Below are 26,353 nucleotides of genomic sequence, written 5' to 3'. Positions count from 1 at the left end.
TTATTTATGATAAAATCATAAATAAATTTAATTTTGGATTGCTTTTTGAGAAAATACTACATTTTGAATTTGATTTTAATATCAATTTTATCAATAATCTATAGTGCTTTTGGGATATTTGTATTGTTTTTTATAAACAAATATATATTAAATTTAGAAAAAGCAAATAGCGTTATTTTGCTTATATTTATAATTCTTTTATTTTCTTTTTTTATTTTTTCACATATATTTAAATTTGTCGTTGCAAATATTGGAAATAAATTTATTTATGAGCTTAGAACAAGGTTTGTTTTAAGGGTATTAAACAGCACTTTTATGACCATTATGGATACAACAAAAGCAAAAATTTTAGCTTGTGTCAGCAAAGATATAAACAATATATCAAATGGGCTTATGCGAATTTCAGATTTACTTCAAAGCGGATTACTGATATTTTTTTGTATATTTTATTTTTTTTATCTTTCAAATATCATTGCTATTTTTATAGTAATCTGGTTTCTTATTATGGGTTTTGTAGTAAATATTTTTATAAGAAAAACATACAAAAACTATAAAAAATCTAGACAAAAAGATGATGTTTTGTATAAAGATTATGAAACAATGATTGATGCTTTCAAAGAGCTAAGTATAAATAAAGCAAGATTTGATAACTTTTTTGAGAATTTTTGCAATAATGCATTATCTCAAAAAAATTCAAATATTAAAGCAGAAATTTCACAAAACATATCAAGTAACTTTTTAAACGTAATGATGCTTGGAGGAGTGGGGTTTATTATGTATTTTTCGTTGGCTCTTAACATAAGCGACTTTAAAACAGCCACAACTATATGTTTTGCTATGTTATTTTTAAGAACCCCTTTTATGATTTTTATATCTTCTATTCCTTCGATACTTCTTGCAAAAATATCGTTTAAAAAAATAAAAGATATGAAGTTAATAAATTTTAATGATATAAATTTTAATGCAAATTATAATAAATTAAAATATAACAATATAAAATTAAAAAATATAAATTTTTCATATATGGATAAAAAAATTTTAAAAAATATAAACCTAGAAATAAAGAAAGGCGAAACAGTATTTATAATAGGTAAAAATGGTTCAGGAAAATCAACACTTTTTCTTATATTGTGCGGCATTCTAAAGCCAAATAGTGGAGATATTTGGCTTGATGATATGCTTTTAAATAATGAAAATTTAAATAGATTCCAAAATACAATAAGTGCTGTTTTTAGCGATTTTTATCTATTTAAAAATATATTAAATGATAGTGGAATTGAATTTTGGAGCGATATTTTAAAAATAAAAGACAAAGTTAATATCCCACAAAAAACCATAACAACTAATAATTTGTCAACAGGGCAGAAGAAAAGAGCGGCTTTACTGGAAAATTTAGTCGCAAATAAGGACTTTTTGATGTTAGACGAATTTGCGGCAGACCAAGATCCTGAATTTAGAGAGTATTTTTATACATCGATATTGCCACTTTTAAAAAGCAAAGGCATTAGCGTATTTGCCATAAGTCATGACGATAAATACTTTAAAATGGCTGATAAAATATATAAAATGGAAAATGGAAATTTAACCAGAATAAATATATAATAATTTTGGCTATAAAAATAGCCAAAAAATAAGTTAAAATTTAGCTTTTAAATTATCAAATTTTTTAACTTGATCTTCTAAAAGTTCTTGTTTTTCATTTCTGCTTAAATAAAATTTAAAAATAGTCTCATTTTTATCATTGTAAAAATGCACACTATTTCCTAAAAGTCCCATAAATTTAGTAGTTACAAAGCCTATTTTTTTCACACTATTTTGATTTAAATGTCCGCCTAAAAACCCGCTTTTTCCGCAAAAATTTATGTATCCTTTAGCTTTTTTAATTGAACCAATGCAACATTTAAACTCTATGATAAACTCAGGGCTATTTTTACAAAACAAAAGCTCTCCCCACGAAGACATTTCATTTAAAATTTCATCTAAATGAACAGCATTAACTTCTTTAAACTCGCTTTTATCTTTTAACTTTAAAACCTCATATTCTGGTATGTTGAGAGTTGAGGCGATCGAAAGAACGCTATTTTTCTCATCTTTTAACATTTCTAAGATTTTTTCGTTTGTATCTTTCATACTTTTCCTTTCTTAATAATAAATTGATAATAAATATTATATTCAATTTTTGTTAAAATTTTGGTAAATTTATATTATTTTTAGTATTTGAATAATATAATATTAACTTTCATTATCATTATTAATTAAAAGTGAGGTATTTATGTTGGAGTTAATGAAGGCTGGCGGCATTTTTATGTGGCCGATATTTTGCTTAGCAATATTTGCTTTGGCAATTGTGCTTGAAAAAATTTATTTTTACACATTTATTAATTCGGATTTATCATATAAATTTAAATATAAATTATCAAATTTAATATCAACTAAAAGCATAGATGAGATTACTCAATATTGTCAAAATTTCAAAAATCCAGTAGCAAAAACAACTATATCTATACTTCAAAATTATCCAAATTCATTAAACGAACTTGAATACAACATAGAAGTTAGCCAAAAAACTTGGAGTGAAAAATTTGAAAAAGGCGGATGGATTTTAGGTCTTTGCGTAGGTGCAGCACCACAACTTGGACTTCTTGGAACTGTAGTTGGGATGATAAAGTCTTTTGGTGCATTGAGTATGCAAAATAACGCCACACAAGTAGCAAATGGGATAAGTGAAGCACTTTATACCACAGCATTTGGACTTTTAGTAGCAATTCCAGCACTTATGATTCACATAGCTATTAATAAAAAGAATGACAAAATTTTAGATGATATGGAAAGAATTTCTATGCTTATTTATAAAAGATTTAAAAATGAAATATGTAAGTAAATTTAAAAATAGACGCAGAAGAGAGTATTATGGTATATCCATGATAAATTTAATAGATGTAATTTTTATGCTGCTTATATTTTTTATGATAACTACAACTTTTGCTAAAACTGAAAATTTTCCTATAAATTTACCAAAAAGCAGTGAAGATTTTAGTGATAATAGGCCACAAAGCATAACGATATTTTATTTTTTAAATGGAAATATTTCCATAAATTTTGATAATAAAAATACTACTTTTTTAAATTTAGATGACTTTAAAAATAATATCAAAAGCTTAAATTTAGCAAATTTTAATGAAATTCATTTAAGTGCTGATAATGACTTGGATTATGGAAACATTATAAACTTAATATCAATATTAAAAGAAAATGATGTTTCAAAAATTAACTTAGATATAGAAAAAATTCGTTAAAAAGGAAAGTTATGTATAAAATCGGTATTTTAAGTTTGGCTACTGTAGGAGTTTTGTTTGCAAATAGTACAAAACTTGAAACAAGCGTTATATCTACAACAGGTTTTGAAGATACTTTAGAAAATGAGGTTAGAAATTTAAATATCATTACAAGAGATGATATTGAAAAAAGAAGTTATAAAAACTTAAAAGAAATTTTAAGAAATACGCCCGGTTTGTATGTCGGTAAAAAAGTATTTGGTGATACTATTGATATGCGTGGACAAGGAAATAAGGCAAATACCAATGTTCAAATTATGATAAATGGCGTTTCTATGAATACAACAGATAGTTCTCATACATCTATGCCATTTGATGCTATAAATATAGACGATATTGAGCGTATTGAGATTGTTCCTGGTGGCGGATCTGTGCTTTATGGTAGCGGAACACAAGGTGGAATTATAAATATAATTACAAAAAGCAATCGCAAAGAGTTTTATGCAAACATTGCATCAAGATACCAAAGTGCTGGGTCTATAAATGGTCGTTTTAATGTCGGCGGAATGGTTGGGGAGAATTTATTTTTAAAAGCTGGATTTTTTAAAGATGACAACAAAGGATATAGATACGGGGAGAAAAATGATGGAACCCACGGAAGCTTTGGGGCACAATATCAGATAAATGATTATCAAAATATAGGTTTAAATTTCTCTCATTATAGCGGAGAGAGAAAAACAGCTGGCGGAGTAAGCAAAAAAGAGCTTGATGAAAATAGAAGATCTACAGATGGGGATTATAAAACTACTGATATTAAACTTACAAATTTAAACTTGGATTATAATATTAAATTTAATGAAAATTGGCAGTTTAATACAACACCTTTTTACCAAAAAACTAAATTTTCATCAAAAAATAGCTCTTCTATTTTTGAAGATAAAAAAACTGGTTTAAGAAATAAAATAAAATATGATTATGATTTTGGAAATTTAATATTTGGATATGATTATATTTATAATAAAGGTAAAAATAACGGATCATTTGATTTTTTGATGCCAAGCAAACCACCAAAACCTACAATGCGTTTTGTAAATATTAGCAATGGCTCTACTAAAAAAACTACAAATTCATTTTATCTACAAAATAAATTTGACTTTACAGATACTTTTTCTTTAACCGCCGGTTATAGATATGATCATGCAAAATATGAAATAGGAAAAAACACATTTACAAAAATTGGACCAGCCAGTATGTTTAATAAAATAAAAGGCAAACAAAATGTTTTTGATTTAGAAAAAAGTGAAAATAATTATGCGTTTGAAATAATTCCAAATTTTAAATACTCAGATACTGGAAATATCTATTTTAAATTTGAAAGAGGCTTTACAAGTCCATCAGCAAACAAAATGCAAAATAAAGACAAAATTTTGGGATATTATCCAAGCAATATAAACTCAGAGACATTTAACACTTATGAACTCGGTATGAAAGATTTAATTTTTGGACAATTTTTCCAAGCAGCCATTTTTTATACTAAAAGCAAAGATGAGATTGCAACTACTGGGCAACCACCGCATTACTGGGAACAACACAATATCGGAGAGACACAAAAATGGGGTATTGAATTAGGTTTAGGGCAAACCTTTATGGATGATAGATTGAGTTTTTCTGAGAGTTTTTCATATATAGATACAGAGGTTAAAAAATCAGGAAGTAGTGATTTTATAGTAGGAGAAGTTGTTCCTAATGTACCAAAATACAAACTAACCATAAGTGCAGATTATGATATAACACAAAATTTTGGAATTTTTGCAGATAGCAGTTTTTATGGAGATCAAAAAAATGAAGATTATAAAAAAATATCTTCTTATAATGTAACTGGCGTAGGCGCAAGATATAAATACAAAAATTTAAGCGTAACTGCCGGCGTTGATAATATTTTTGATAAAGAGTATTATACATCGGTTTCAGGTAAAGATGATAAAGCAAGTTATGTAGTTGGCGATGGCAGAACTGCTTACATAGAGTTTAAATATGACTTCTAAACTTTTTGTATTAAGTTTATTTACTATTATTGTAGCTACTATTTTAGTTTGTATAGGAAGTGCGGATGTTGGCTTAAAAGACATTTTCGCACTTTTTAATGGAGATTTATGTCAAACAAAAAAGGTAATTTTACTAGAAATTAGAATCCCAAGAGTTATAATGGCATTTTTAATCGGTATGCTTTTAGCAAGTAGCGGCGTAGTAACTCAAAGCGTGTTTTTAAACCCTCTTGCAGATCCTTATATCATAGGAATCGCTTCAGCTGCAACCTTTGGTGCTGTTGTAGCGTATTTTTTAAAACTACCTGATATTTACTATGCTATATTTGCTTTTATCTGTTCGGCTGTATTATCTTTTGTAATTTTTAATCTTTATAAAAAAGCTAAAAGCTTAGCCACACTTCTGATAATTGGCATTGCATTTTCATCATTTCTAGGAGCCTTTACTTCGTTTGCTACATATCTCATAGGCGAAGAAAGTTTTAAGATAGTTGCTTGGATGATGGGGTATTTAGGCTCTGCTTCGTGGAGTAAAATTTATATGATAATTGTTCCTTTGATTATAACTTTTATATATTTTTATAGCAAAAGATATGAGTTAAATGTAATGCTAAGTGGTGATGAAGAGGCAAAAAGCTTGGGAGTAAATGTTGAAAAAGTCAAAAAAAGACTTCTAATAATCTCAGCACTAGCAGTTAGTTTTAGTGTCGCTTTTGCTGGCATGATAGGCTTTGTTGGGCTTATCATTCCTCATACTTTAAGAATGCTTTTAAGATCATCAAACAATGCTGTTTTAATACCAATGAGCGGTGTTGTTGGCGGTCTATTTTTACTAATTTGTGATGGCGTTGGTAAAAGCATTTTAGCACCAACTGAGATACCAATAGGAGTTGTAACTGCATTTTTTGGGGCACCTTTTTTTCTTTATTTGGCTTTAAAAGGTAGGCGTTTATGAGTTTAGATATAAAAAATTTAAGTTTTAAATTTGATAAATTTGAAATTTTAAAAGATATAAATTTAAACATAAAAAAGTCAAAATTTGTAGGAATTTTAGGCCCAAATGGGTGCGGGAAAAGCACACTTTTAAAAAATATATTAAAAATTTATGAACCAAATTCAGGGATTATATCCTTTGAAAATAAAAAAATGAGCGATTATACCTTAAAAGAGCTTTCAAAACTCATAGGCTTTGTGCCACAAAAATCAGCGCTTTCTATGCCGCTTTGTGTTAAAGATGTAGTTTTAATGGGAAGGTATTCGCATTTAAAAAGTAGTTTTAATGGTTATGAAAAAAGTGATTATTTGGCTGTAGATGAAATTTTAGAAAAACTTGACTTAATTCATTTTAAAAATAGAGTTGCACTCTCTTTAAGCGGGGGCGAGTTTCAACGCGTAATTTTAGCTAGAGCTTTGGTTGGTGAACCAAAAATTTTACTTTTAGATGAGCCAACTTCTGCGCTAGATCTAAACTTTAGTGTGAGTATGCTTAAAATTTGCAAAAATTTAGTTGCTGATTTGGGGATTTTAGGCATTATCGTAATACATGATTTAAATCTGGCTTCTCAAATTTGTGATGAAATTTTTATGTTAAAAGATGGAGTGATTGCGTATAAAGGAACTCCAAAAGAACTATTTAAAAAAGAAATTTTAAAAGAAATTTATGATTTAGAGTGTGAGATTTTAGAGTTTAACAATAGAGCAGTTGTAGTAACTATATAAAATTAAAGGAGGTAGAAATGAAAAAAATTTTAGTTTTATTTTTAGTAAATTTTTGTTTTGCTAAGGGCATTGTAGTTTTAAACCCAGCTTGTGTTGAGATTTTTTATATGCTAGATGCACAAAAGCATATATCAGCCATTGCTAAAACCCAAAGTAGCGATATTTGGCCAAAAGAACAAGTCGATACTTTGCCAAGTGTTGGAACATACATAAAGCCAAATTTAGAAAAAATCATAGAACTAAACCCTGATCTTGTTATAACTAGTTTTCATTCAACTGAAATACTAGATGATTTAAAGCGATTTAATATAAATTACACTGAAATCAAATCAGAAAGATTAAGCGATATTTATAAAAATATCGAAACAATTGCAAATTTAACCAACAAGAAAGATGAAGGTAAAAAGCTAGTAAGCGAGTTAAAACAGCGTTTAAATGCTCTTGATTTATCAAAAATTCAAGGTAAAAAAGCGATATTTTTTTATATGGGAACAAATTTAATGTCATTTGGAAAAGATACGCTGGTTGGAGATATTTTTGAGTTTATGAAATTAGATAATATCGCTACAAAATTAAGCGGTAAAACGCCTATAGTAACAAGTGAATATCTACTAGAACAAGATCCTGATTTTATACTATTTGTTGGCAATAGCGTTGAAGATTTAATCAGACAAAACCCGGTTTTAAAACATACAAAAGCTTATAAAAATAACAAAGTTTTAAATATAAAATCATCATCTTTGCTTAGAGGAACTCCTAGAATTGTTTATGAGATAGAAAAACTATATGAAGAATTGATAAAATGAGATTTTTTATTCTATCTTTGCTTATAAATTTAGTGCTTTTATTTGTACCAAATTTAACTCTTAGTGCAAAAAACGAAGAGGTTAGCAAAAAAATAGAAATAGTTTTAAATGAAAACAACACAGCTTTTAATGATACAAAAAAGACTGAAACTATTAAAAGTGCAGAAGTAATAAAAGAAAAAGAAATTAAAAAAACTGTAAAACCAAAACAAGGAACTTTAAAAACCAAAAAAGTGAATAAAAAAAATGATAAAAAGCCAAATTTAAAAAACAAACCATTAAAAAAGTCGCCACAAATAGATCAAACATCGTTAATTAATCAAACATCATCAATCGATCAATCATCATTAAAAGAGATACAAAAAGACAGAAGTAAGTCCGCTACTTTGGAAAATTTAAATAATTCAAAAGAAAACGACGACTTTTGTAAAGAAAATATAGGCTTTAAAGTTTTAAATACAAAAGAGGCATATGGCTTTCCCAAAAAAGCAAAAATGCTAAGACTAAAAGGAAAATTTGAAGTTGAAGTTAGCTTTAAAATAATAAATAGCGATATAAAAATCATAAATATAAAAGGCGCTAATGAAATATTTAAAACCGAAGCCAAAAAATTAACAAAAAATTTAAACATAGAGGTATTAGATAAAAGAGTCAGTGAGTGCTTAATTATAAAGCCTTTTTTGTTTATTTCAAATTAAGGAAAATTTATGTTTAACAAAAGAATAAAAGGTCATCATAGAGGTAAATTTGGAAAACCTATTATGACTGATGAAAAAGAATTTGAGAATTTTTTAAACACGCAACCAGAAGATGAGAATGCGATTTTATATTTTCACATACCATTTTGTGATAATATCTGTTCATTTTGTAATTTAAATCGTAGCAAACTTGATGGAGAACTTGAAGAATACACCGAATTTTTGATAAATAGCATAAAACACTATGCTAGGTTTCCTTACATAAAAGGTAAAAATTTTAAAAGCATTTATTTTGGAGGAGGAACCCCAACTATACTCAAAGAATCCCAGCTAGAAAGAGTTTTAACAGCTATAAACACAAATTTTCACATTGATAAAAACGCTGAGTTTAGTAGCGAGAGCACTCTTCACAACCTAAACTTAAATAAATTAAAACTAATGCAAAATTTGGGTATAAATCGTTATAGCATTGGCATTCAAACATTTAGCAATAAAGGGCGAAAACTTTTAAATAGAGTTGGAGATAAAAATAGTGCTATAAAAAAACTAAGTCAGATTAAAGAGAATTTTAGCGGTCTAGTTTGCACTGATATAATTTATAACTACCCAAATCAAAGTTTAGAAGAGGTGGTAGAAGATGCTAAAATTTTAAAAAATTTAGAAATTGATAGTTCCAGTTTTTACTCACTTCAATTTCACGAAGGCTCAGCATTTTTAAAACAAAATGATCCGAATTATTACCGCTTAGAAACAGATAAAATGCTTCATAATGCATTTTTAGAAGAAATGCTAAAAGGTGATTATGAAGTGCTTGAATACACAAAAATTAATAAAATCAACCGCGATAGATACCTATATATCAGACTTTCACACAAAGGTGTAGATATTTTGCCAATTGGAATTGGAGCTGGTGGAAGACTTGGAAATTATAGTATTTTTAATATGAAAAAAGATATAAAAATGATTTCAAAGACAAATGAAGTTGCGCTAAAATTTGCTCAATTTTCGGCACTTTTTCAATATGAAAATATAAATTTAAACATAATAAAAAGTTATTTAGATGATGAAACTTTTGAAAAAGAGTTTAAATTTTTCAAAGAGTGTGAAAATTTTGGGTATTTAAAAATAGATGAGGGATGTTTGAAATTTAATATTGATGGGATATTTTGGGGAAACACAATAGCATCAAAAGCAATAGATTTAGCAAATGAATATTTTTTAAAAATTTATGAAAACAAAGGAAAAATATGAGAAATTTAGTAATCTATGCATCAAAAACCGGTAACACAAAAAAAGTTGCAATGGCTATAGCAAATAGCCTTGGTTATGAGTTAATAAGCGTTGATGAGATTGAAAATTTAAATGGAGTTAATAACATTATCTTTGGATTTTACATAGATAAAGGTGATATGAGTGATAATGCTAAGCGTGTAGCTTTAATGATTAAAAACCGAAAAATTGGACTTTTTATGACATTAGGTGCAAGTGCTAATAGTGATCACGCAAAAGAGTGCTTTTCAAAAGCAAAAGATGAGTTTATCAAAAATGGCTGTGAGATTGGCGGAGAGTTTTTTTGTCAAGGTGCGATTGATCCTGAATTGATAGCTTGGATGAGAGCAAATTTGGGAGATAAAATTACCCCGCAAAAAGAAGAAGGCTGGAAAAATGCTGCATCTCATCCGGACAAAGAGGATTTAAAAAATGCAGTTCTAGCCTTTATGGATTTTAACTAACCAATTTATCTTTTATAGCTATGTGGATTTGTGGAGCCTGCTTGTTTTATTACCTTTAATCCCTCTAAATCAAACGCAGCACCAAATCCCTTAACATATCTGCCTTTACTTAAAAGCTCAAACTCAACTACACAAAAATCACTCATATTTCTTATAAAAGATATAGACGCATCATCTGGGTATAAATCAACAAATTTATCAAATATTTTATCTTTTATATCTTGCTCATAGTGAAATTTAGGCGTTACACAAAAAGTAGCTCTTAGTCTTGCAAAAATACTAAATGCGTCTTTTTCATCTTGTATAAACATCAAAGATACATTTTTATCTATACTAAGGCTTTTAAAATGTGGTGCTATTTTTGAAATAGTAATAAAAATTTTATTATCCTCTCTAACAAATGGAGCATAAGAACTTACGCAAGTCCCATCATTATAACTAGAAATTATAACCGTTTTTTTGCTATCTATAAATTTTATTAAAGATTCTTCAATCTTGGAAAAATCTTTTGTATTTTTTGTATTTGAACAAAGTTTAATAATAGCATCTTCGTATTCTAAAGGATCTGTAATCTTTTTTTCAAATGGAATTTGTATAACATTGTCTTGATACTCTATAAAAATACCATTTTCATCAACATCTGATAGTTTAACACCGACACTTGTTTGAGTATTGCCATATTTTTTATACAAAGCAGTGATGATATCTGAATGTTTTTCATTCATGTATTTTAAAAAATTTTCTTTCATTTTTTTCCTTTTAAAATTTTGTTTTTTTGTATTTTTTTATGTTAAATTCTATAGGTATTTCAAATCTTACAATCTGATTTTTCAAAAACTCTTTTGGCGGTTTTGGAAAAGGCGAAGCTCTATCAAAAAGCTCTAATGCTTCTTTATTTAATATATCATATTTACAAGGATTTGAAATCAACTTATCAATAACATTACCATCCTTATCTAATGTTACTTTGACTTTTATAATACCCTCTTGCTTGTCGATAAGAGCTTGATTTGGATATCGTTTAAATTTATTTAACTTGGAAAAAACCAACCCTTGCCAAGATATTTGTGTTGATTTTAAATTTGATGAACCAGGTAGAGGCGTTGTTACATTTTTGCCACTACCTTTTATGGGTGCAGTTGCCACATTGTCTTGCATACTAGAATTTACTGGCGAATTAGTATTATTTTGTGGTATTTCTTTTTTAGCAAAATTACTATTTTGCTTCTGTTTTTCCTCTTGATTTTTATTATTTTTTTTAGATACTTTCATTTCGGAGTCTTGTAAAACATTGGATTTTATCTTTTTTGGCTCTTTTTTCTTCTTATTTTTTTGTATATTTTTTTCATTTTTATTTTCTTTTTCTTCCGTTTTTTCTTCTGTTTTTTGACCTTTGATTAAATTTGGCGAAGTTTGTTTAAGCTCGCCTATTGGTAAATTTGATACTATCATTATTGATTCAAATTTATCTCCTTGCTTTGCGTTTAAAGAATCTGATAAAACAATATCTTTGTTATAAAAAACAATCCAAAATATAAAAAAATGAATACAGCAAGATACAAAAAAACCAAATATCCACAACCTAATGCTATTCATTTGCCGATTTATCAATTCCTGATGTTAAAGCTATTTTAGAATAATTCGCATTTTTTACATTTTCTATAGTTTTCATCAAAATTTCATAAGATACACTTTTATCGATATGAAAATAAACTATATCATTTTTATTGTTATTAGTTTTTTGATCAAGAAAAGATATCAAATTTTCACTATTTGCTAATTTATTTCCAACATATATTTCATGCTTATCGTTTATATAAATAATGGTAGGATCTTTTTCATCGCTAGTTGATTTACTTGCAACACTTGGCAACTCAACCTTAACAGACGCAGTCGCAAGCGGTGCAACTACCATAAAAATAATCAATAAAACAAGCATAACATCTATAAACGGGGTTACATTTATCTCACTTAACTCTTTATCTTTTTCATATGTCAACATGGCTATCCTTTTTAGAAATTTCTCTATCACTTATGATATATAAATCACTAACTAAGTATGAAATTTTTTCTGAAAATCTTGATGATAGCTTTGTAAAATAATTATAAAATAAAACAGCCGGTATAGCAGCGATAAGCCCTAGAGCTGTCGCAAAAAGTGCTTCTGCAATACCTGGAGCTACAACACTCAAACTAACATTATCACTAGCTGCTATTGAAGTAAAGCTATTCATTATCCCCCAAACTGTACCAAATAGACCTATAAATGGCGAAACTGCCCCTATGCTAGCAAGCAAAGAAATGCCATATTTTATAATACTTGTGAATTTGTTTATCTGAATTTCCAGTCTAAATTTTATACGATTTTTAAGATCTTTATCTACGACTTTGCTCTTTAAAATCTCGTCTTTTACTTCATTTATCATTAACAAAAGATAGCTTTTTTTATACAAAATTATTTCATCATCCAAACTTTGTAATTTTTTTAAAAATCTTTCATCTTTTTTAATTCTTCTAAAAGCACAAGAAAATGCGATAAATTTTACTATAAATACACACCAAGTTATAATAGAAAAAAATACTAATATATATATCACGACTTTAACTACTATGTGAGCATTTTCATACAAAGACATTATTGATAACTCTGATGAATGATTATTTTCCAAAGCATTTGAGCTTAAAATACTATCATTGGTATCAAGCATTAATCTTTCATCACAAAAACTAACATTAAAAATCAAAAAAATTGCTATAAAAATTTTAAATATTTTCATCATTAAAACCTATATGAAAAACTTGCTAAAAATGTTCTGCCACGAGCTTTATTTGGAAATAGATATATATCGTTTTCATTTTTATCTAAAATTTCTGGCTCAGCTGAATTGTAAGCATTTAAAGCATCCATGTAATTTTTATCTGTTAAGTTTTGCACTTCAAATTTAAATGTAAATTTATCATTTGGCTTGTAAATAGCATACAAATCATAAACCGTAGGTATGCTTGGAAGATCTTGCGATTTTCTCTGAGATAATGAATCATCTTCATCAACTCTTGCATCACTATCCCTATCAACTCTCTTTGCTTTTCCTGTGTATTTAGCTATCATACCTATGTTTAATTTTTTATTAAAAAATCTCGTTCCTAAATCAATAGTCGCATAATCCCTTGGAAGTTCGGTTATTTTTCCTAAACCAAACATATCATTTCCGTATGTTTCATTAATCGGTTGATTTGATTTTTGATAAGAATAGCTTGCTATTATATACAATATATTCATATCATAATTTAACTCTACCTCATAACCTTTAAAATATACCTCATCGTAGTGATTTAGATGAAGTGTCCATCTATTTGCTTTATCGTCTGCAAAAGATCGATTATATATAAAATCATCAACTTTGGTATTGTAATAAAGGGCTTTAAAGCCAAATTTATCATCTTGGGCAAATAAATCATCCTTATAACTATTAAAACCTATTTGCCAAGTTTTAGCCTCTTCTGGCTTTAAAAAAGGATTTACACCATCGCCAAAAGAATCAGCAAAAAACATCTCTTGTGGTGTTGGTGGTCTTGTTGTTTTAGAATAGCTTAAAAATGGACTAAACAGATCGTGTAAATTAAGTGAGCCGATTAAAGAATAATTAAACTCAGTGCCATCTTTGTCTATATCAACTGCTGCTTTTGGAAAACAGTTTGGATTGCGATAACACTCTGGTTTATGCCCATTTAAATTCCATCTATATAAATTTAAATTTGATGATAAAGTAAAAATATCATATTTAAACTCATTATCTAAATATAATGTTGTATTTTTTCCTTTTCCTCTTGGCTGAAAAGGTGTTGCTTCCGCAGACCAGTTAGCACTTTCTCCACCATCTTCTAGATTATTTTTATACTCATTATTTAAGTAATTTAATCCAAATTTAGATCTTGCGTCTATATCCACAATTTTATATAAAAATGTATTTGACATATCAAAAGTAAAAGCTTTATTATTTGCAACCAAATTTCCATCTTTTGTTAAATGCGGATTTGAATATATTGTGCCATCTTTACTATATTTTTGCTTACCATCATTGTATGCAAGCAATAAATCAAAATTTATAAAATCACTATAAGGATTATAGTTATAATTTAACTGATAAGAGTTGTTAGTTATATCTCTTCCAGCTAGATCATTTTTATACCCCCTGTATGTTAAAATAGCTTTATTTTCGCTATTAGGAGCAAATTCTATTTTAGAAAGATAACCTTTTGGACGCTGAGTAAGAGATTTTGGGTCAAATGGACTTATATATTCATTCTCTCCATCATCATCTTCATGGTTTAATCCGCCTATATTATCTCCGTTTCCAGTTTTATAGTTTTGAGAAATTTTCTTACCACTATATCCAAACAAAAATCCCAAACTAGCATCATCTTCTAACTCTACTTTAGAAGCTAAAGTTCCCATATAATTTGGTCCTATCTTATTTGAACCATAACTATATTTTCCATAAAATCCAAATATATTTCCATCTCTTACAACATCATCTACGCCTATAGTTCTAAAATTTGCAGAACCCATAAGCCCACCATTTCCTCCACTAAAAGTTCCTTTTTCTATATCAACACCAACTATAAAATTTTGATCTATCGGAGCTCCAAAAGAAGAAGAACCAAGCGTTCCTTGTCCTAAATGAAATTTGCCATTATCGGCTGCTGTACCAAAAAAAGTCTGAGTTACTCCATCTATAGTTGTATTAACTCTACCAAGACCTGTTACACCACGCAAATTTACTTGTAATGTTCCTTGACTTTGGTCTGTATTTGTGTAGCTTCCAGGCATTGATCTAACTATCGAATCAAGACTTTGAGTATTGTCTGATATATCGCTTCTATGACTTACAGCACCAGGAGTAACAAATGGCTTAACTTCGCTACTTATCTCAGATCCAGAAACATCCAAAGCATCAAATTTAAGCTCATTTGCATAAACATAATTTACTATAACAAAAAAGCTAAATAATTTTAAACAACCAAATAATCTCATTTAACTTCCCTTCTTTCTTTATAATCATTAAAAAATATCATAAAATCAAATTCATTATTTTTTATATCTTTGATGGTTTCATTTTCAAAACCCAAACCTACGCTTACGAAATTTTTTTTACTTTTATAATCCATTATATGCAAAGGAACTCCGCTTAATTTATTTACATGATATCTACCAGCAATTAATACTATTTTATTTTTTGAATGAACCAATATATCAGCCATTCTCCTATCTTTATATTGCTGAATTTTGATAAGTTTGTTTAAAATATCTTCATCAGATATATCATGAGTAGGTTTTATGAAATCCCCTATTTTATCTTTAACCTCTTTTTTTGTTGATAAATTACCCATTAATGCCATAGCTCCTTTGTATATTGTTGAAATTTCATTTTTATTTAAATTTGCACCCAAAATATTTGTATTTGGCAGATAAAATATAGTCTGCATAAGTGTTTTATAATAGCTGTATTGCCACTTATCATCCCACATTAATGATTTTTTTAACATACTCTTTGAAATATTTTCAAAATTGTGTTTAGCTTCGTCTAAAATATCTTGATGAGATGAGCTAAACATTTCTAATGCGATATCTAAATTTAAATTATTGCTAAGATCTTGTATGATTTTTGATTGCATTATGTGGTGATATGTATTTATATGCTCTTCGCCAAGAAGAATAATATCGTATTTTAAAAGCCTATTTATAAAATCATCATATGTGATTTCCTCGTGATTTTTTAATGAAACAATCTTAAAATCATTAAACTCACTTGGTAAAATTTCTACTTTTTTAGCACAACCTTCTATAAATACACACAATATAAAAATACAGATGTAAGACATTAGTCTTATTAACATACTACATATAGCCTTTAATAATGATAATAATAATGATATAAAATATCAAATCGTGATTATATATGAATATTTATTAAATATAACTTAATATTTAGTAACAAAAAATAAATGCAATCAAGAGCTTAAAAAATTATAATTTATATTTTATGTTATAAATTTATAGCATAAAAATATAGTTTTTCTAATGGACATAATTTAAATGCAAAACAATTAAGTAACTACTTTCTAAAAACTTGTTTGTTTTAAATATTTTTTGAAAAATAAATCTATAAAAATTGCTATAAATATCAAAAATGCGAGAATTGCTTTTATTATAAATAGCTAAATAAGGCAGTAATCCAAAAAACCACCAGCCTTATCATCGTTTCACTTATATAAATACAAAACACTAAATGGTGTTATTGTTATATCTCGCTATACACTCTCATTTAATCTTTTTTGACAAAACTAAAAATAAAGTTAATGTGCTTATCATAAATCACTATCAAGTATTTCGGCTTCATCATAAAGCTCTTTTGGTAAGCTTTTTGTCGTTTTTGCACCCTGTGTTTTTAACTTTTCTATATAACTTGACATTCCGCCTCGTCCGCTTAGGGTTTTATGAATTTCATCTTTACTATTTTGAAGCGAGTTTAATCTAGTATCTAGGGTTTGAAATTTTTCACATACAAGCACAAATTTATCATAAATTTGACCAGCAAGTTTTAAGATATTTTCAGCTTTTTTGTCGCTTTGTAAATTTAACCAACATATATATATTGTTTTTAATGCCATTAGTAAGGTAAGCGGCGTTGTTATAAAAATGCCCTTTTCATACGCATAAGTATAAAGATTATTATCCTGGGTAAGTCCAACCCTCAAAATATTATCATAAGGTATAAACATAAAAATATACGGATATGCCTTGGTATCATAATCTTTATACTCTTTGCTATCAAGCGTATTTATGTGATTTCTAAGATCATTTGCAAGTTTTTTAGCATATATAATTTTTTCTTTTTCATCGCTGCTTTCGCAGTAATTACTATAATTTACAAGCGAAAATTTAGCATCAATTATAGCTTTTTTATCACTATCAAAATCCACAACCAAATCAAGAAATTTCTGATTGCCATTTTCATCTTTGTATCCAACTTGAGTGTGATAATTATGCCCTTTTACAAGCCCACTTGCATCTAAAATTTTTTCAAGCTGTAATTCGCCTAAATTTCCTAGCATTTTTTTATCGCCTTTTAATGCATTTGCAAGTGCGTCAGCTTGAGTGCCAAGTTTTAGTGCTTCTTTTTGGAAATTTTCAAATATGCTCTTAAAATTCGTGTCAGTTTGAATCATCTTTTCGCGATACTCTTTAATATTATCATTTAAAGGTTTTATAAGTTCATCAAATTTCTTTTTAGAATCTTCGCTTAGTTCTTTTATATTTGCATTTTTTATATTTTCAAAATTTGCTTTTATGCCTTGTTCTAGAAAATTTTTCATATTCTCAACTTGTGATTTAAAGCTAAGCTCTAGTTTTTCTTTGTCGTTTTTCATACTTTCTTTAAGTTCATTTATCTCATCTATCTTAGTTTTTATGGATAAATTTAAGGCTGAATTCTCGCTATTTAATTCCATAACCTTGTCTTGCAAAGATGAAATTTTTGAGTTTAAGTTTGTATTTTGCAACATATTCTCATCTATCTTATCTTGCAAATTTATACAATTTGTTTCGCTTACTGCCAAATTTTTTTGCAACTCATCATTTAAAACTTCTTGTTTTTGTAAATTTTTCTTTAAATCATCTATAATTTGCATTCTTTCATCTATATTTTCTTTGGCATTATTTATCTCATTTTCTAGTCTTATTTGCATATTTTTAAATTTGATAAAATACATTACACAAAAAACTAACGACAATATTAACAGCCCAAATACGCACAAAATCACAACTTCATACTCTTCTTTACTCATTAACATCCCTTGATTCAATTTATATGCAATTATAACAACTTTATCCATTTATTTATTTAAATTGTATATAATAACGATATTAGTTATTATAAATATAATATTTTAAATAGTAATAATTATTATTTAAGAATTTATATGTTATAATTCCTAAAATTAAATGAGAAGGAGACAATATGTCAAAAGTTATCGAGCAATTAAATCAAATACAAGCGGATGCAAATATCCTCTACATACAGTTTCACAACTATCATTGGAATGTAAAAGGATTGCAGTTTTTATCAATTCATAACTATACAGAAGAAGCTTATAAAGAAATGAGCGAACTTTTTGATGATTCAGCTGAAAGAGCTATCCAACTTGGTGGAAAAGCTATAGTTTGTCCAAAAACTTTAATGGAGACATCAAAAGTTGAACCTTTAAAATCAGATACTTTCTGCCCAAAAGATGTAGTAGCTGGTATGATAAAATCTTATGAGTATTTACTAAAAGAATTTAAAAAGTTAAGAGAAGTAGCTGATGAGAAAGATGATTCTACAACAGTAGCATTTGCAGAAGATCACATAGCTGGTATAGAAAAAAGAATTTGGATGCTAAATGCTATGTTAGGTTAATTTAAGGGGCAAAAGCCCCTTTTTTACAAACTCGCACTAAATTGCCAAAACGGTATTATTTCACATTTTATCCCCTCTATCTCTAACAAACCTTGATTTGACATAGAAATAACTATAAGTTTTATTATGTTTAAATATTTAAGTTTATTTATAAGTTTTTTAAATTTTAAAAATATCAAATCACTTTGTCTAAAAGGTATGCATAATATTCCTAAATTTAAATCAGGTATAAAAAAATCAATATCATTTTCATAAAAAAACTCTTTTTTAAGTTTCAAAAGCTCACAATAAACTATATTTGAAAAAATAGTTTGAAAATTTTTATTAACATTAAGAGCAGAAATCATCGCAAAATCGCTCATATAAATTTTCTTTGCACCATTTGGCTGATTTATTTTAGGAAGTAAATTTATATATTTTTCATTTTCAAATTTAAAAATAGTCTCATAAACCCTATCTTTTGATATTTTCATACTCTCTTTTAAAAATTTATAAATGCCATTTGCGCTAAAAGTTTTATTTGTAAGCTCACAGCACTGTTTTAAAATTTCTATCTGAGTTTTGTCTAAATTAGATTTCAAAATATTTTGCAAAAATATAGTTATATCATTGATATCGTAAAATACACTACCAGTGCCATTTCCGTAATTTATAAAACTACTAAACATAGTTCTAATGTCAAATTTTTTCTTATAAAAAAGCATAAATTCTTCAAAATCAAGATTATTTACATAAATTTCATCATAATTTTTGAATTTAAGTTCGTTACTTTTGGTCGCACAACCTACTTTTAAATTTACAAAATCAAGATCAAAATCAATTTTTACACCATCTAAAGCAATGGCTTTTAGTCCTTTATGCGTAAGTATAAAATTGCTTAAATTTTCTTTGATATATTTTTCATCACATCTAATATCATCAAAATTTACATATAAAATTTCATCATCATTTCCATTTCTTAAAAGCCACTCTTTTAAAAGGGTTGTTTTACCGGAATTTATAGCACCTTTTAAAATAAATTTATCACTATCAATACTAATTTTTCTATCATAAAATTTAGATATTTTAGGAGGATTTTGATAAAACATATCCAAGATATCCAAATTTAATCCTTTTTGTTTTTTAATTCTTCAAACACATGAATGAACGAATAAACCTCATCTACACTATCTATATGAGTAGAATACCACATTATGTGTTTTAGTTCATTTGTCGTATTTACAACACCGCTTAAAATAACTTTGCATTGTATCACATTTACTCTTATTGTTGAGCCTTTAACCACATTATCTGCATAAAATTCTTTTTTTAATTTAAGTAAAATTGAGTTATTTTCATAAATACCACAAGAATTGGCATTTTTTGGTATCAAAAAAGTTCTTATCTTATTTACCCCAGAAACACTTTTTGCGATATCAATAGCTTTTTGTTCATCGCTTGGTTCATCTATTTCCCCTATCAACAAAACTTCGCCATAAAAACTTTCTACATCTATGTCATAATTACTTAGAGTTTTATGGGCTAAAATTTGTGATTGGATATTTGTTTTTATGATTTTATCTTTTGTTTGTATATAGATATCTCTGCTATCTTGAGATGAAGAATATAGATCAAAAACACTAAGTATATTTAAAGCAGGCGGCAAAGTTGAACAAGCACAAATAAAAAAAGGCACCAAAAATAAAATCATATATCTCATAATTTGCCCCAAAAACCATTTATTAACTTTACTAAAATCAAACTAAAATTTATATAAAATCTGATATAATTCCAATTTATGGAAGGTAAAGCATTCTGGTGAATCTCGCGGACTTCAAATCCGAGGACGGGGCAGTTGACTGTTTCGTGGGGAGTTCGATTCTCTCACCTTCTCGCCAACTTTGATTTAAATAATATTTAGTAAAGTAAATTTAAGATAAAATAGCTCACTGTATTAATCAAAAATAAATTTGAAAGTGAAAAATGGTTTTATCAACAAAAGCTATTAGAAATGTCTATTTAAACAACATAATATATGCAATTGTGGTTTTGTTATTTTTTGCTTTTAGTGTTATCTTTAAAATTAACGAAATATCTAAAGAGATTAGTTTTTCTTTAGAAAAAAGCGACTCTTTGATTACTTTTTTTATCCAAAATACCGCAAAAGATATACAAAATTCAAAATTAAATGATATTAATACAAGTTTTTTATTTCAGAAAATGCCATATTTAAGAGCTGTATACAATCTAGACAAACAAGGAAATGTACTTAATATCGACAAATCAATCAATGAAGCTGAATATGTTACAAATTTCTCAGGGTATATTTTGCAAAATCTAAATCAAGAATCTCTTTTTCACATAAGCAAACCCAAAATATATAAAAATAAAGATGAGTCCATATTTTTTATAATAAAAAATATGGACGGATATCTTGCCGGAGAGTTTGATTTAGAAAAATTATATGAATATTTTAATGAAAATAAAATTTTAAATAAAAACACTATTTTATTAAATTCAAGTGGAAATGCTGTCTTTAAAGAAGATATCAAAACAATGAATCATCGCAGCATTTATGAATATTTAGGCAGTTTAACAAAAATAAACTCATTTGGCATAAATTTAAATACAAAAAAAGATTTAATAGTCTATAAAATTACAAAAAATCCAAAATATCAATTTATTTTACTATACAATTTTAATTTATTTAATGCATTATCCCCATCTCTTTTTGTGATTATTCTTATGATAAGTTTTTTTATACTTATGCTTCTAACTATGAAACTTACTATAAAATCTCTTGAGATAAATTTGCTCTTGCCTATAAAAAATCTTAAAAATATTATAAAAAACATTAGAAATTTTAATATAAAAAAAGAAGATATCATAAGTTACAAATCTAAAAATGAAGACTTTAATGAAGTTTTAGACGACATATCATATATATATAAAAAATATAAAGATATAAGACATTTTTTAAAAGACGCATACTATAAAGATAATTATATATTTAACAAAAGCTCTTTGATTATACTAATGATAAATGCCTATGATGGAAGCATAGTTGATGCTAGCAAGGGTGCCGTTAAGTTTTACAAATATACAAAAGAAGCTCTTTTAAACAAAACTATCTTTGATATAGATATAACTCCTGAAAATAACTTTGAACTAGAAAATCTTAGATATCCATATAAAAAAATACACATTTTTAAAGCAAAACATATACTTTGTGATATGAGTATAAAAGATGTTTTAGTTGAGACAAGTTATACAAAAATACAAAATAAAATGTATCAAATAGTAATCGCAAGAGACATAACATACGAAACAAATTTGATAAAAGGCATAAAACAAGAACATCAAATTTTAGATATATCGCCATTTACCGTGTTTTATTTTAGTGATAGAGTCCTTAAAAAAGTTGATTTCGTTTCATATACTGTAAGTAGAATTTTGGGCTATGAGCAAGAAGAGATAATGAATGAAAATTTTGATATTTACACAATATTACATCCAGATGATGTAGGTAAAATCATAAGTATTTTTAAAACAAATATGAGATTAACTCATATAAATGGCGTAAATACTCATTTTGAACAACATTGTAGAGTTCTGCATAAAAACGGAACATACACTTGGTTTAATCTATTTTTTAGAATCATAAAAAACAAAAAACAATCTATACAAACTATCATATATGCTATTAATTATGCAGATATTTTAAAACAAAAAAATAGTTTTGAATACCAAATACAAAAATACAAAAATCTACTATTGTCTTGCAACATAATAACTTTTGAAATAAATTTAAAAACAAATATGATTTCATTTAGCGAAAATCTATCTACAAAATTTGATTTAGATACAAAAGATAAAGTTATAAGTATAAATATTAATTCATTTAAAAAGCTCATTAATGAAGATGATTTTAAAAAACTAGATTATTCTATAAGCGAACATGCAAACCATAAAAAAGAGTTTTTTAAAGAAGAGATTAGAGTTATAGGAAAAGATGGCAAAGAAATTTGGGTTTTATTAAGAGGTAAAATTATCACAAGAGATCAAAATAAAGAGCCTTTGATTATTTATGGCGGACTTATGGATATAGATTTTCAAAAGAAATTTACAAATTTGGCAATCTTACACAAAGAAGTATTTTTAAATTCCTCTCAAGGTATGATTATAGCAGATGAGAAAAGCACTATAATAGAAACAAACAAAGCTTTTGATAATTTTTTTGGATATCAAAATATAATAGGACAAAATTTAAAAATTTTAAAATCTGCTAAAAACGATATCAAAAAATACAAAAAAGTGCTAGATTATATAAGGCATACTGATTATTATAGGGATATTTTATGGATAAAAGCTGCCGATAATAGTTCTATTTTATCTATATTTAGCGTAACCAAGATAAAAGATGAGGTCGGAAATATAAAAAATTATGTTATAAGTTTTCATGCTATAAGTGAAAATACCAAATAGTAAATTCAGCCTTTTATTTGTTAATTAATAGTATCATAACATTTTAAAATGGAGATAATATGAGTGATATGAAATCTAAAATTTATGAACACGAGATACCAAAAGGAAGCAGACTATACTTTGGAAAAAGTGCCTCATTAAAAAGAAAAATAGAGCATATTGCCAGCAATCTTTTAAGCAAAGAAGGTTTTAGCGAGATACTAACTCCATATTTTTCATATCATCAAGATCTTAGTGTTGAAAACTCATCGCTTATACGCTTTAGCGACATCCAAAACAATGAAATAAGTCTTAGAGCTGATAGCACCATAGATGTTGCAAGAATAGTCCAAAGAAGACTAAAAGATACTAAACAAAATAGATGGTTTTATATACAGCCTGTTTTTAAATATCCAAGCATAGAAATTTATCAAATAGGTGCTGAGATTTTTGGGCAAAATGATTTAAATATAGGTGTAGAAATAGCCATTAATTTATTTAAAGAATTTGATCTTAAGCCGTTTTTACAGATAAGTAATATGGAAATTCCAAAACTTGTTTGTTCTCTTTTAAATTTAGATATAAGTGTTTTTGAAAAAGCCGAAGTTGAGAAAATTTACTCACAAAAACAGCCATGGCTAGAAAAACTTTGTTTGCTAAGCAAAGCTGAAAATATAACTAATCTTATAAAAGAAATTCCAAATGAATTAAAAGAGCCTTTAGAAGAAATAAAAGAGCTCGCCCTTGGCTCAAAATATGAAAATATATGCATAGCACCACTTTATTTTTCTTCTATGAGATATTATGATAAACTATTTTTTAGATTTTTACACAATAATAAATATTTAAGTAGTGGCGGAAGTTATGAGATAGGTGGCATAAAGTCTTGTGGTTTTTGTATTTTTACAGATGCGATGATTGAAAATTTAATTGAAACAAAAGGATTATAAATTGAATAAAGCTGATTTAATAGTAGGCGTCCAATGGGGCGATGAGGGAAAAGGTAAAATTGTAGATATGCTTTCACAAAACTATGATGTAGTTTGTAGAGCAAATGGTGGGCATAATGCTGGACATACAATATGGGTTGATGGAGTTAAATACTCAATGCACCTAATACCAAGCGGTATTTTACATGAAAATATTATCAACATTATAGGTGCTGGTGTTGTTGTAAATCCAAAAGCACTCATAGAAGAAATGACTCAGTTTTCAAATTTAGAAAATAGGTTTTTTATAAGTGAGAGATCTCATCTTAATCTAACTCATCACTCTTTGATAGATAGAGCAAAAGAAAACCTAAAAGGCGATAAAGCTATAGGAACTACAGGTAAAGGCATAGGACCTGCGTATTCTGATAAAATAAGCAGAAGCGGACATAGAGCACTTGAACTAAAAGATCCTAAAAAACTAGCAAAAGATTTATATACTGAATTTAAAGAAAACGCATATTTTTATGATGCACTAAATATAAATTTACCTAGCGAAGATGAAATTTTAAAAGAAATGGAAGAATATAGCAAAGCACTTTCGCCTTATATAATTGATACAACAAAATTACTTTGGAATTTGATGGATCAAAATAAAAAAGTTCTCATCGAAGGAGCACAAGGAACTATGCTTGATATAGATCATGGAACATATCCTTATGTTACAAGCTCAAATACCATAAGCTCCGGCTCTTGCAGTGGTTTGGGGCTAAATCCAAAAACATTAGGTAAAGTTATAGGTATCATTAAAGCTTACACAACAAGAGTTGGCAATGGCTCATTTCCAACCGAAGATTTAAGTAATAGTGGCGAAACAATGTGTGAAGTTGGTAAAGAATATGGAACAACAACAGGCAGAAAAAGAAGATGTGGTTGGTTTGACGCTGTGTCTGTAAAATACGCATCAAGGTTAAATGGTGTAGATGAATACGCTCTAATGAAACTAGATGTTTTAGACGGATTTGAAAAGATTAAAATTTGTAAAGCATATAAATATAAAGGCAAGATAATAGACTATGTTCCATCTGATTTGCAAAATGTAGAGCCTATTTATGAAGAAGTCGATGGCTGGAAAAGTGTTGCTGGAGTTAGAAAATATGATGATTTAGAGCAAAATGCGAAAAACTATATCAAACGCATAGAAGAACTTTGCGGTGTTAAAATAGGCATAATATCAACTAGTCCAGATAGGAACGATACTATAATATTATGAGAGATACTAAATTTAGCCAAATTTTAAAAGTAAAAAAACAAGCATTAGAGAAAATCGAAATAGATCTTACCAAAAGACGAAATAAACTCTCGGTGTTAAAAAACGAAATAAATGATCTGATAAAACAAATTTCAGATCATGAATTTCCCAAAAAAGGCAATAGCATAGAACTTAATTCAAATTTAGCTATATTAAACACATATAAAAATCAAAAACAAAATTTAAGCGAAAAGATAAATTTAACAAATAAAGAAATTATGCACTTTGAACATCTTTACAAAAAAGCTTATTTGGATTATGAAAAGATAAAATATCTTGAAGAAGAAGAAATCAAAAAATCCATACTAAAAGCCAAAAAACAAGAACAAATAATGCTAGATGAGATAGCAACTCAAAGATTTGCATACTCAAAAGAAAATCTATGAAAAAGATAATAATTTTATTAATATTCACATTTTTAAACCTACAAGCACAAAATAGCAATTCAATTGATTGCACAGCACTATTTGAAGCTAGAAAATCAGAGCTAATCAAAGAACTTGAAAAAATAGACGAAGCAAAACAAGCCCTAGAAGCTTACAGGGCATCTTTAAATTCTCTTAACGAACAAAAAAAATCTTTACTAGATAAACAAGAAGCTGATATTAACGCAACTATGGCAAAAGTAGAAAATACAAAAAAAGAGATACAAGTAATTGTCCAAAAAAATGAAGAAATTTTAAAAGAATTAAAAAGCATGACAACAAACAAAGTTTCTGAGGCATATTCAAAGATGAAAGATCAAGCAGCAGCTGATGTTTTAACACAAATGGGTGCTATAAAAGCAGCAACTATAATGTATGCTCTTCCACCTAAAAAAATTTCAACCGTTATAGCAAAAATGGATCCCAAAATTGCATCAGAAATAACACTAATTTTACAAAAAGGACCGCCATTTGAAAATAATCAAACCATTTTATATAATGAAAAATAA

Annotated in this window: 26 protein-coding genes and 1 tRNA gene; 17 read left to right on the top strand and 10 right to left on the bottom strand. The window is 27.4% G+C overall.

Features of this window, described 5'->3' with window-relative positions:
• Nucleotides 1-33: 33 nt before the first annotated feature.
• Complete coding sequence (locus CSPT_RS00750) at nucleotides 34-1,602, top strand: ATP-binding cassette domain-containing protein (RefSeq protein WP_089181851.1); 1,569 nt, start codon at nucleotides 34-36, stop codon at nucleotides 1,600-1,602.
• A 33-nt stretch (nucleotides 1,603-1,635) separates the two neighbouring features.
• Here CSPT_RS00750 and hutX read toward each other — a convergent pair whose 3' ends face one another.
• Nucleotides 1,636-2,130 carry a heme utilization cystosolic carrier protein HutX gene (gene hutX, locus CSPT_RS00745; RefSeq protein WP_089181850.1) on the bottom strand — a complete coding sequence of 165 codons (495 nt, stop codon included), beginning with the start codon at nucleotides 2,128-2,130 and terminating at the stop codon, nucleotides 1,636-1,638.
• A gap of 142 nt (nucleotides 2,131-2,272) precedes the next feature.
• Between hutX and CSPT_RS00740 the strand changes: the two genes are divergently transcribed.
• The 9 genes from CSPT_RS00740 to CSPT_RS00700 are packed head-to-tail and all read left to right on the top strand — an operon-like array spanning nucleotide 2,273 to nucleotide 10,276.
• Entirely contained in the window at nucleotides 2,273-2,881 is a 609-nt protein-coding gene (locus CSPT_RS00740) for a MotA/TolQ/ExbB proton channel family protein (RefSeq protein ID WP_089181849.1), read from the top strand.
• Nucleotides 2,865-3,296 carry an ExbD/TolR family protein gene (locus CSPT_RS00735; protein ID WP_161492204.1) on the top strand — a complete coding sequence of 144 codons (432 nt, stop codon included), beginning with the start codon at nucleotides 2,865-2,867 and terminating at the stop codon, nucleotides 3,294-3,296. The genes CSPT_RS00740 and CSPT_RS00735 overlap by 17 nt, the downstream gene beginning before the upstream one ends.
• Before the next feature lie 11 nt (nucleotides 3,297-3,307).
• Nucleotides 3,308-5,320 carry a TonB-dependent receptor gene (locus CSPT_RS00730; protein WP_089181847.1) on the top strand — a complete coding sequence of 671 codons (2,013 nt, stop codon included), beginning with the start codon at nucleotides 3,308-3,310 and terminating at the stop codon, nucleotides 5,318-5,320.
• Entirely contained in the window at nucleotides 5,310-6,275 is a 966-nt protein-coding gene (locus CSPT_RS00725; protein ID WP_089181846.1) for a FecCD family ABC transporter permease, read from the top strand. The genes CSPT_RS00730 and CSPT_RS00725 overlap by 11 nt, the downstream gene beginning before the upstream one ends.
• Nucleotides 6,272-7,039, top strand: coding sequence for an ABC transporter ATP-binding protein (locus CSPT_RS00720; RefSeq protein ID WP_089181845.1), 768 nt, complete (start codon nucleotides 6,272-6,274; stop codon nucleotides 7,037-7,039). Before CSPT_RS00725 ends, CSPT_RS00720 begins: the two co-directional genes overlap by 4 nt.
• A gap of 17 nt (nucleotides 7,040-7,056) precedes the next feature.
• A complete protein-coding gene (locus tag CSPT_RS00715) occupies nucleotides 7,057-7,845 on the top strand; it encodes an ABC transporter substrate-binding protein (RefSeq protein WP_033917027.1) in 789 nt (262 codons plus the stop codon).
• Nucleotides 7,842-8,543, top strand: coding sequence for a hypothetical protein (locus CSPT_RS00710; RefSeq protein ID WP_089181844.1), 702 nt, complete (start codon nucleotides 7,842-7,844; stop codon nucleotides 8,541-8,543). The genes CSPT_RS00715 and CSPT_RS00710 overlap by 4 nt, the downstream gene beginning before the upstream one ends.
• Before the next feature lie 9 nt (nucleotides 8,544-8,552).
• Nucleotides 8,553-9,794 carry a radical SAM protein gene (locus CSPT_RS00705; protein WP_089181843.1) on the top strand — a complete coding sequence of 414 codons (1,242 nt, stop codon included), beginning with the start codon at nucleotides 8,553-8,555 and terminating at the stop codon, nucleotides 9,792-9,794.
• Nucleotides 9,791-10,276, top strand: coding sequence for a flavodoxin family protein (locus tag CSPT_RS00700; RefSeq protein WP_033917030.1), 486 nt, complete (start codon nucleotides 9,791-9,793; stop codon nucleotides 10,274-10,276). Before CSPT_RS00705 ends, CSPT_RS00700 begins: the two co-directional genes overlap by 4 nt.
• Before the next feature lie 5 nt (nucleotides 10,277-10,281).
• Here CSPT_RS00700 and CSPT_RS00695 read toward each other — a convergent pair whose 3' ends face one another.
• The 7 genes from CSPT_RS00695 to CSPT_RS00665 all read right to left on the bottom strand — a co-directional run bounded on the left by CSPT_RS00695 (nucleotide 10,282) and on the right by CSPT_RS00665 (nucleotide 18,124).
• A complete protein-coding gene (locus CSPT_RS00695; RefSeq protein ID WP_089181842.1) occupies nucleotides 10,282-11,025 on the bottom strand; it encodes a DUF2470 domain-containing protein in 744 nt (247 codons plus the stop codon).
• A gap of 10 nt (nucleotides 11,026-11,035) precedes the next feature.
• Nucleotides 11,036-11,872 (bottom strand): energy transducer TonB family protein, encoded by an 837-nt coding sequence (locus CSPT_RS00690; RefSeq protein ID WP_089181841.1) that lies wholly within the window; start codon nucleotides 11,870-11,872, stop codon nucleotides 11,036-11,038.
• Complete coding sequence (locus CSPT_RS00685) at nucleotides 11,865-12,278, bottom strand: biopolymer transporter ExbD (protein ID WP_089181840.1); 414 nt, start codon at nucleotides 12,276-12,278, stop codon at nucleotides 11,865-11,867. Before CSPT_RS00685 ends, CSPT_RS00690 begins: the two co-directional genes overlap by 8 nt.
• On the bottom strand, nucleotides 12,265-13,053 hold the full coding sequence (locus CSPT_RS00680; protein WP_235610071.1) for a MotA/TolQ/ExbB proton channel family protein: 789 nt from the start codon (nucleotides 13,051-13,053) through the stop codon (nucleotides 12,265-12,267). The genes CSPT_RS00685 and CSPT_RS00680 overlap by 14 nt, the downstream gene beginning before the upstream one ends.
• A gap of 2 nt (nucleotides 13,054-13,055) precedes the next feature.
• Entirely contained in the window at nucleotides 13,056-15,311 is a 2,256-nt protein-coding gene (locus CSPT_RS00675; protein WP_089181839.1) for a TonB-dependent receptor domain-containing protein, read from the bottom strand.
• Nucleotides 15,308-16,174, bottom strand: a complete 867-nt coding sequence (locus CSPT_RS00670) for a ChaN family lipoprotein (protein ID WP_089181838.1) — start codon at nucleotides 16,172-16,174, stop codon at nucleotides 15,308-15,310. The genes CSPT_RS00675 and CSPT_RS00670 overlap by 4 nt, the downstream gene beginning before the upstream one ends.
• Before the next feature lie 471 nt (nucleotides 16,175-16,645).
• Nucleotides 16,646-18,124: a DNA recombination protein RmuC gene (locus CSPT_RS00665; protein WP_161492060.1), complete on the bottom strand. Its 1,479-nt coding sequence runs from the start codon at nucleotides 18,122-18,124 to the stop codon at nucleotides 16,646-16,648.
• Between the two features lie 173 nt (nucleotides 18,125-18,297).
• On the opposite strand from CSPT_RS00665, the gene CSPT_RS00660 reads away from it, so the two are divergent.
• Entirely contained in the window at nucleotides 18,298-18,735 is a 438-nt protein-coding gene (locus CSPT_RS00660) for a Dps family protein (protein ID WP_089181836.1), read from the top strand.
• A gap of 23 nt (nucleotides 18,736-18,758) precedes the next feature.
• Here the strand turns inward: CSPT_RS00660 and CSPT_RS00655 are convergent, their stop codons facing one another.
• Nucleotides 18,759-19,838: an ATP-binding protein gene (locus CSPT_RS00655; protein ID WP_089181835.1), complete on the bottom strand. Its 1,080-nt coding sequence runs from the start codon at nucleotides 19,836-19,838 to the stop codon at nucleotides 18,759-18,761.
• Nucleotides 19,839-19,840: 2 nt separating this feature from the next.
• Nucleotides 19,841-20,434 carry a BON domain-containing protein gene (locus CSPT_RS00650; protein WP_089181834.1) on the bottom strand — a complete coding sequence of 198 codons (594 nt, stop codon included), beginning with the start codon at nucleotides 20,432-20,434 and terminating at the stop codon, nucleotides 19,841-19,843.
• A gap of 80 nt (nucleotides 20,435-20,514) precedes the next feature.
• Here CSPT_RS00650 and CSPT_RS00645 point away from each other — a divergent pair.
• The 6 genes from CSPT_RS00645 (at nucleotide 20,515) to CSPT_RS00620 (ending at nucleotide 26,353) form a co-directional block, all read left to right on the top strand.
• Nucleotides 20,515-20,612 (top strand) — tRNA-Sec (locus CSPT_RS00645).
• A gap of 85 nt (nucleotides 20,613-20,697) precedes the next feature.
• Nucleotides 20,698-23,199, top strand: coding sequence for a PAS domain S-box protein (locus CSPT_RS00640; RefSeq protein WP_089181833.1), 2,502 nt, complete (start codon nucleotides 20,698-20,700; stop codon nucleotides 23,197-23,199).
• A 59-nt stretch (nucleotides 23,200-23,258) separates the two neighbouring features.
• Nucleotides 23,259-24,128, top strand: a complete 870-nt coding sequence (locus CSPT_RS00635; RefSeq protein ID WP_089181832.1) for an ATP phosphoribosyltransferase regulatory subunit — start codon at nucleotides 23,259-23,261, stop codon at nucleotides 24,126-24,128.
• Nucleotide 24,129: 1 nt separating this feature from the next.
• Entirely contained in the window at nucleotides 24,130-25,380 is a 1,251-nt protein-coding gene (locus tag CSPT_RS00630) for an adenylosuccinate synthase (protein ID WP_089181831.1), read from the top strand.
• The gene (locus tag CSPT_RS00625; protein WP_089181830.1) at nucleotides 25,377-25,805 is read left to right on the top strand and encodes a flagellar export protein FliJ; all 429 of its coding nucleotides are present in this window, start codon (nucleotides 25,377-25,379) and stop codon (nucleotides 25,803-25,805) included. The genes CSPT_RS00630 and CSPT_RS00625 overlap by 4 nt, the downstream gene beginning before the upstream one ends.
• On the top strand, nucleotides 25,802-26,353 hold the full coding sequence (locus CSPT_RS00620) for a MotE family protein (RefSeq protein ID WP_115636356.1): 552 nt from the start codon (nucleotides 25,802-25,804) through the stop codon (nucleotides 26,351-26,353). The genes CSPT_RS00625 and CSPT_RS00620 overlap by 4 nt, the downstream gene beginning before the upstream one ends.

Origin of the sequence: Campylobacter sputorum subsp. sputorum, from assembly GCF_008245005.1 — a bacterium.
In the GTDB taxonomy this organism is placed as follows: domain Bacteria; phylum Campylobacterota; class Campylobacteria; order Campylobacterales; family Campylobacteraceae; genus Campylobacter_F; species Campylobacter_F sputorum.
This window is presented reverse-complemented; position numbering and strand designations above follow the sequence as displayed.

Bases quoted from the DNA above. Each gene is read 5' to 3' on its own strand.
- hutX (WP_089181850.1), bottom strand. From the start codon at position 2,130: ATGAAAGATACAAACGAAAAAATCTTAGAAATGTTAAAAGATGAGAAA.
- CSPT_RS00740 (WP_089181849.1), top strand. From the start codon at position 2,273: ATGTTGGAGTTAATGAAGGCTGGCGGCATTTTTATGTGGCCGATATTT.
- CSPT_RS00735 (WP_161492204.1), top strand. From the start codon at position 2,865: ATGAAATATGTAAGTAAATTTAAAAATAGACGCAGAAGAGAGTATTAT.
- CSPT_RS00730 (WP_089181847.1), top strand. From the start codon at position 3,308: ATGTATAAAATCGGTATTTTAAGTTTGGCTACTGTAGGAGTTTTGTTT.
- CSPT_RS00725 (WP_089181846.1), top strand. From the start codon at position 5,310: ATGACTTCTAAACTTTTTGTATTAAGTTTATTTACTATTATTGTAGCT.
- CSPT_RS00720 (WP_089181845.1), top strand. From the start codon at position 6,272: ATGAGTTTAGATATAAAAAATTTAAGTTTTAAATTTGATAAATTTGAA.
- CSPT_RS00715 (WP_033917027.1), top strand. From the start codon at position 7,057: ATGAAAAAAATTTTAGTTTTATTTTTAGTAAATTTTTGTTTTGCTAAG.
- CSPT_RS00710 (WP_089181844.1), top strand. From the start codon at position 7,842: ATGAGATTTTTTATTCTATCTTTGCTTATAAATTTAGTGCTTTTATTT.
- CSPT_RS00705 (WP_089181843.1), top strand. From the start codon at position 8,553: ATGTTTAACAAAAGAATAAAAGGTCATCATAGAGGTAAATTTGGAAAA.
- CSPT_RS00700 (WP_033917030.1), top strand. From the start codon at position 9,791: ATGAGAAATTTAGTAATCTATGCATCAAAAACCGGTAACACAAAAAAA.
- CSPT_RS00695 (WP_089181842.1), bottom strand. From the start codon at position 11,025: ATGAAAGAAAATTTTTTAAAATACATGAATGAAAAACATTCAGATATC.
- CSPT_RS00690 (WP_089181841.1), bottom strand. From the start codon at position 11,872: ATGAATAGCATTAGGTTGTGGATATTTGGTTTTTTTGTATCTTGCTGT.
- CSPT_RS00685 (WP_089181840.1), bottom strand. From the start codon at position 12,278: ATGTTGACATATGAAAAAGATAAAGAGTTAAGTGAGATAAATGTAACC.
- CSPT_RS00680 (WP_235610071.1), bottom strand. From the start codon at position 13,053: ATGAAAATATTTAAAATTTTTATAGCAATTTTTTTGATTTTTAATGTT.
- CSPT_RS00675 (WP_089181839.1), bottom strand. From the start codon at position 15,311: ATGAGATTATTTGGTTGTTTAAAATTATTTAGCTTTTTTGTTATAGTA.
- CSPT_RS00670 (WP_089181838.1), bottom strand. From the start codon at position 16,174: ATGTTAATAAGACTAATGTCTTACATCTGTATTTTTATATTGTGTGTA.
- CSPT_RS00665 (WP_161492060.1), bottom strand. From the start codon at position 18,124: ATGAGTAAAGAAGAGTATGAAGTTGTGATTTTGTGCGTATTTGGGCTG.
- CSPT_RS00660 (WP_089181836.1), top strand. From the start codon at position 18,298: ATGTCAAAAGTTATCGAGCAATTAAATCAAATACAAGCGGATGCAAAT.
- CSPT_RS00650 (WP_089181834.1), bottom strand. From the start codon at position 20,434: ATGAGATATATGATTTTATTTTTGGTGCCTTTTTTTATTTGTGCTTGT.
- CSPT_RS00640 (WP_089181833.1), top strand. From the start codon at position 20,698: ATGGTTTTATCAACAAAAGCTATTAGAAATGTCTATTTAAACAACATA.
- CSPT_RS00635 (WP_089181832.1), top strand. From the start codon at position 23,259: ATGAGTGATATGAAATCTAAAATTTATGAACACGAGATACCAAAAGGA.
- CSPT_RS00625 (WP_089181830.1), top strand. From the start codon at position 25,377: ATGAGAGATACTAAATTTAGCCAAATTTTAAAAGTAAAAAAACAAGCA.
- CSPT_RS00620 (WP_115636356.1), top strand. From the start codon at position 25,802: ATGAAAAAGATAATAATTTTATTAATATTCACATTTTTAAACCTACAA.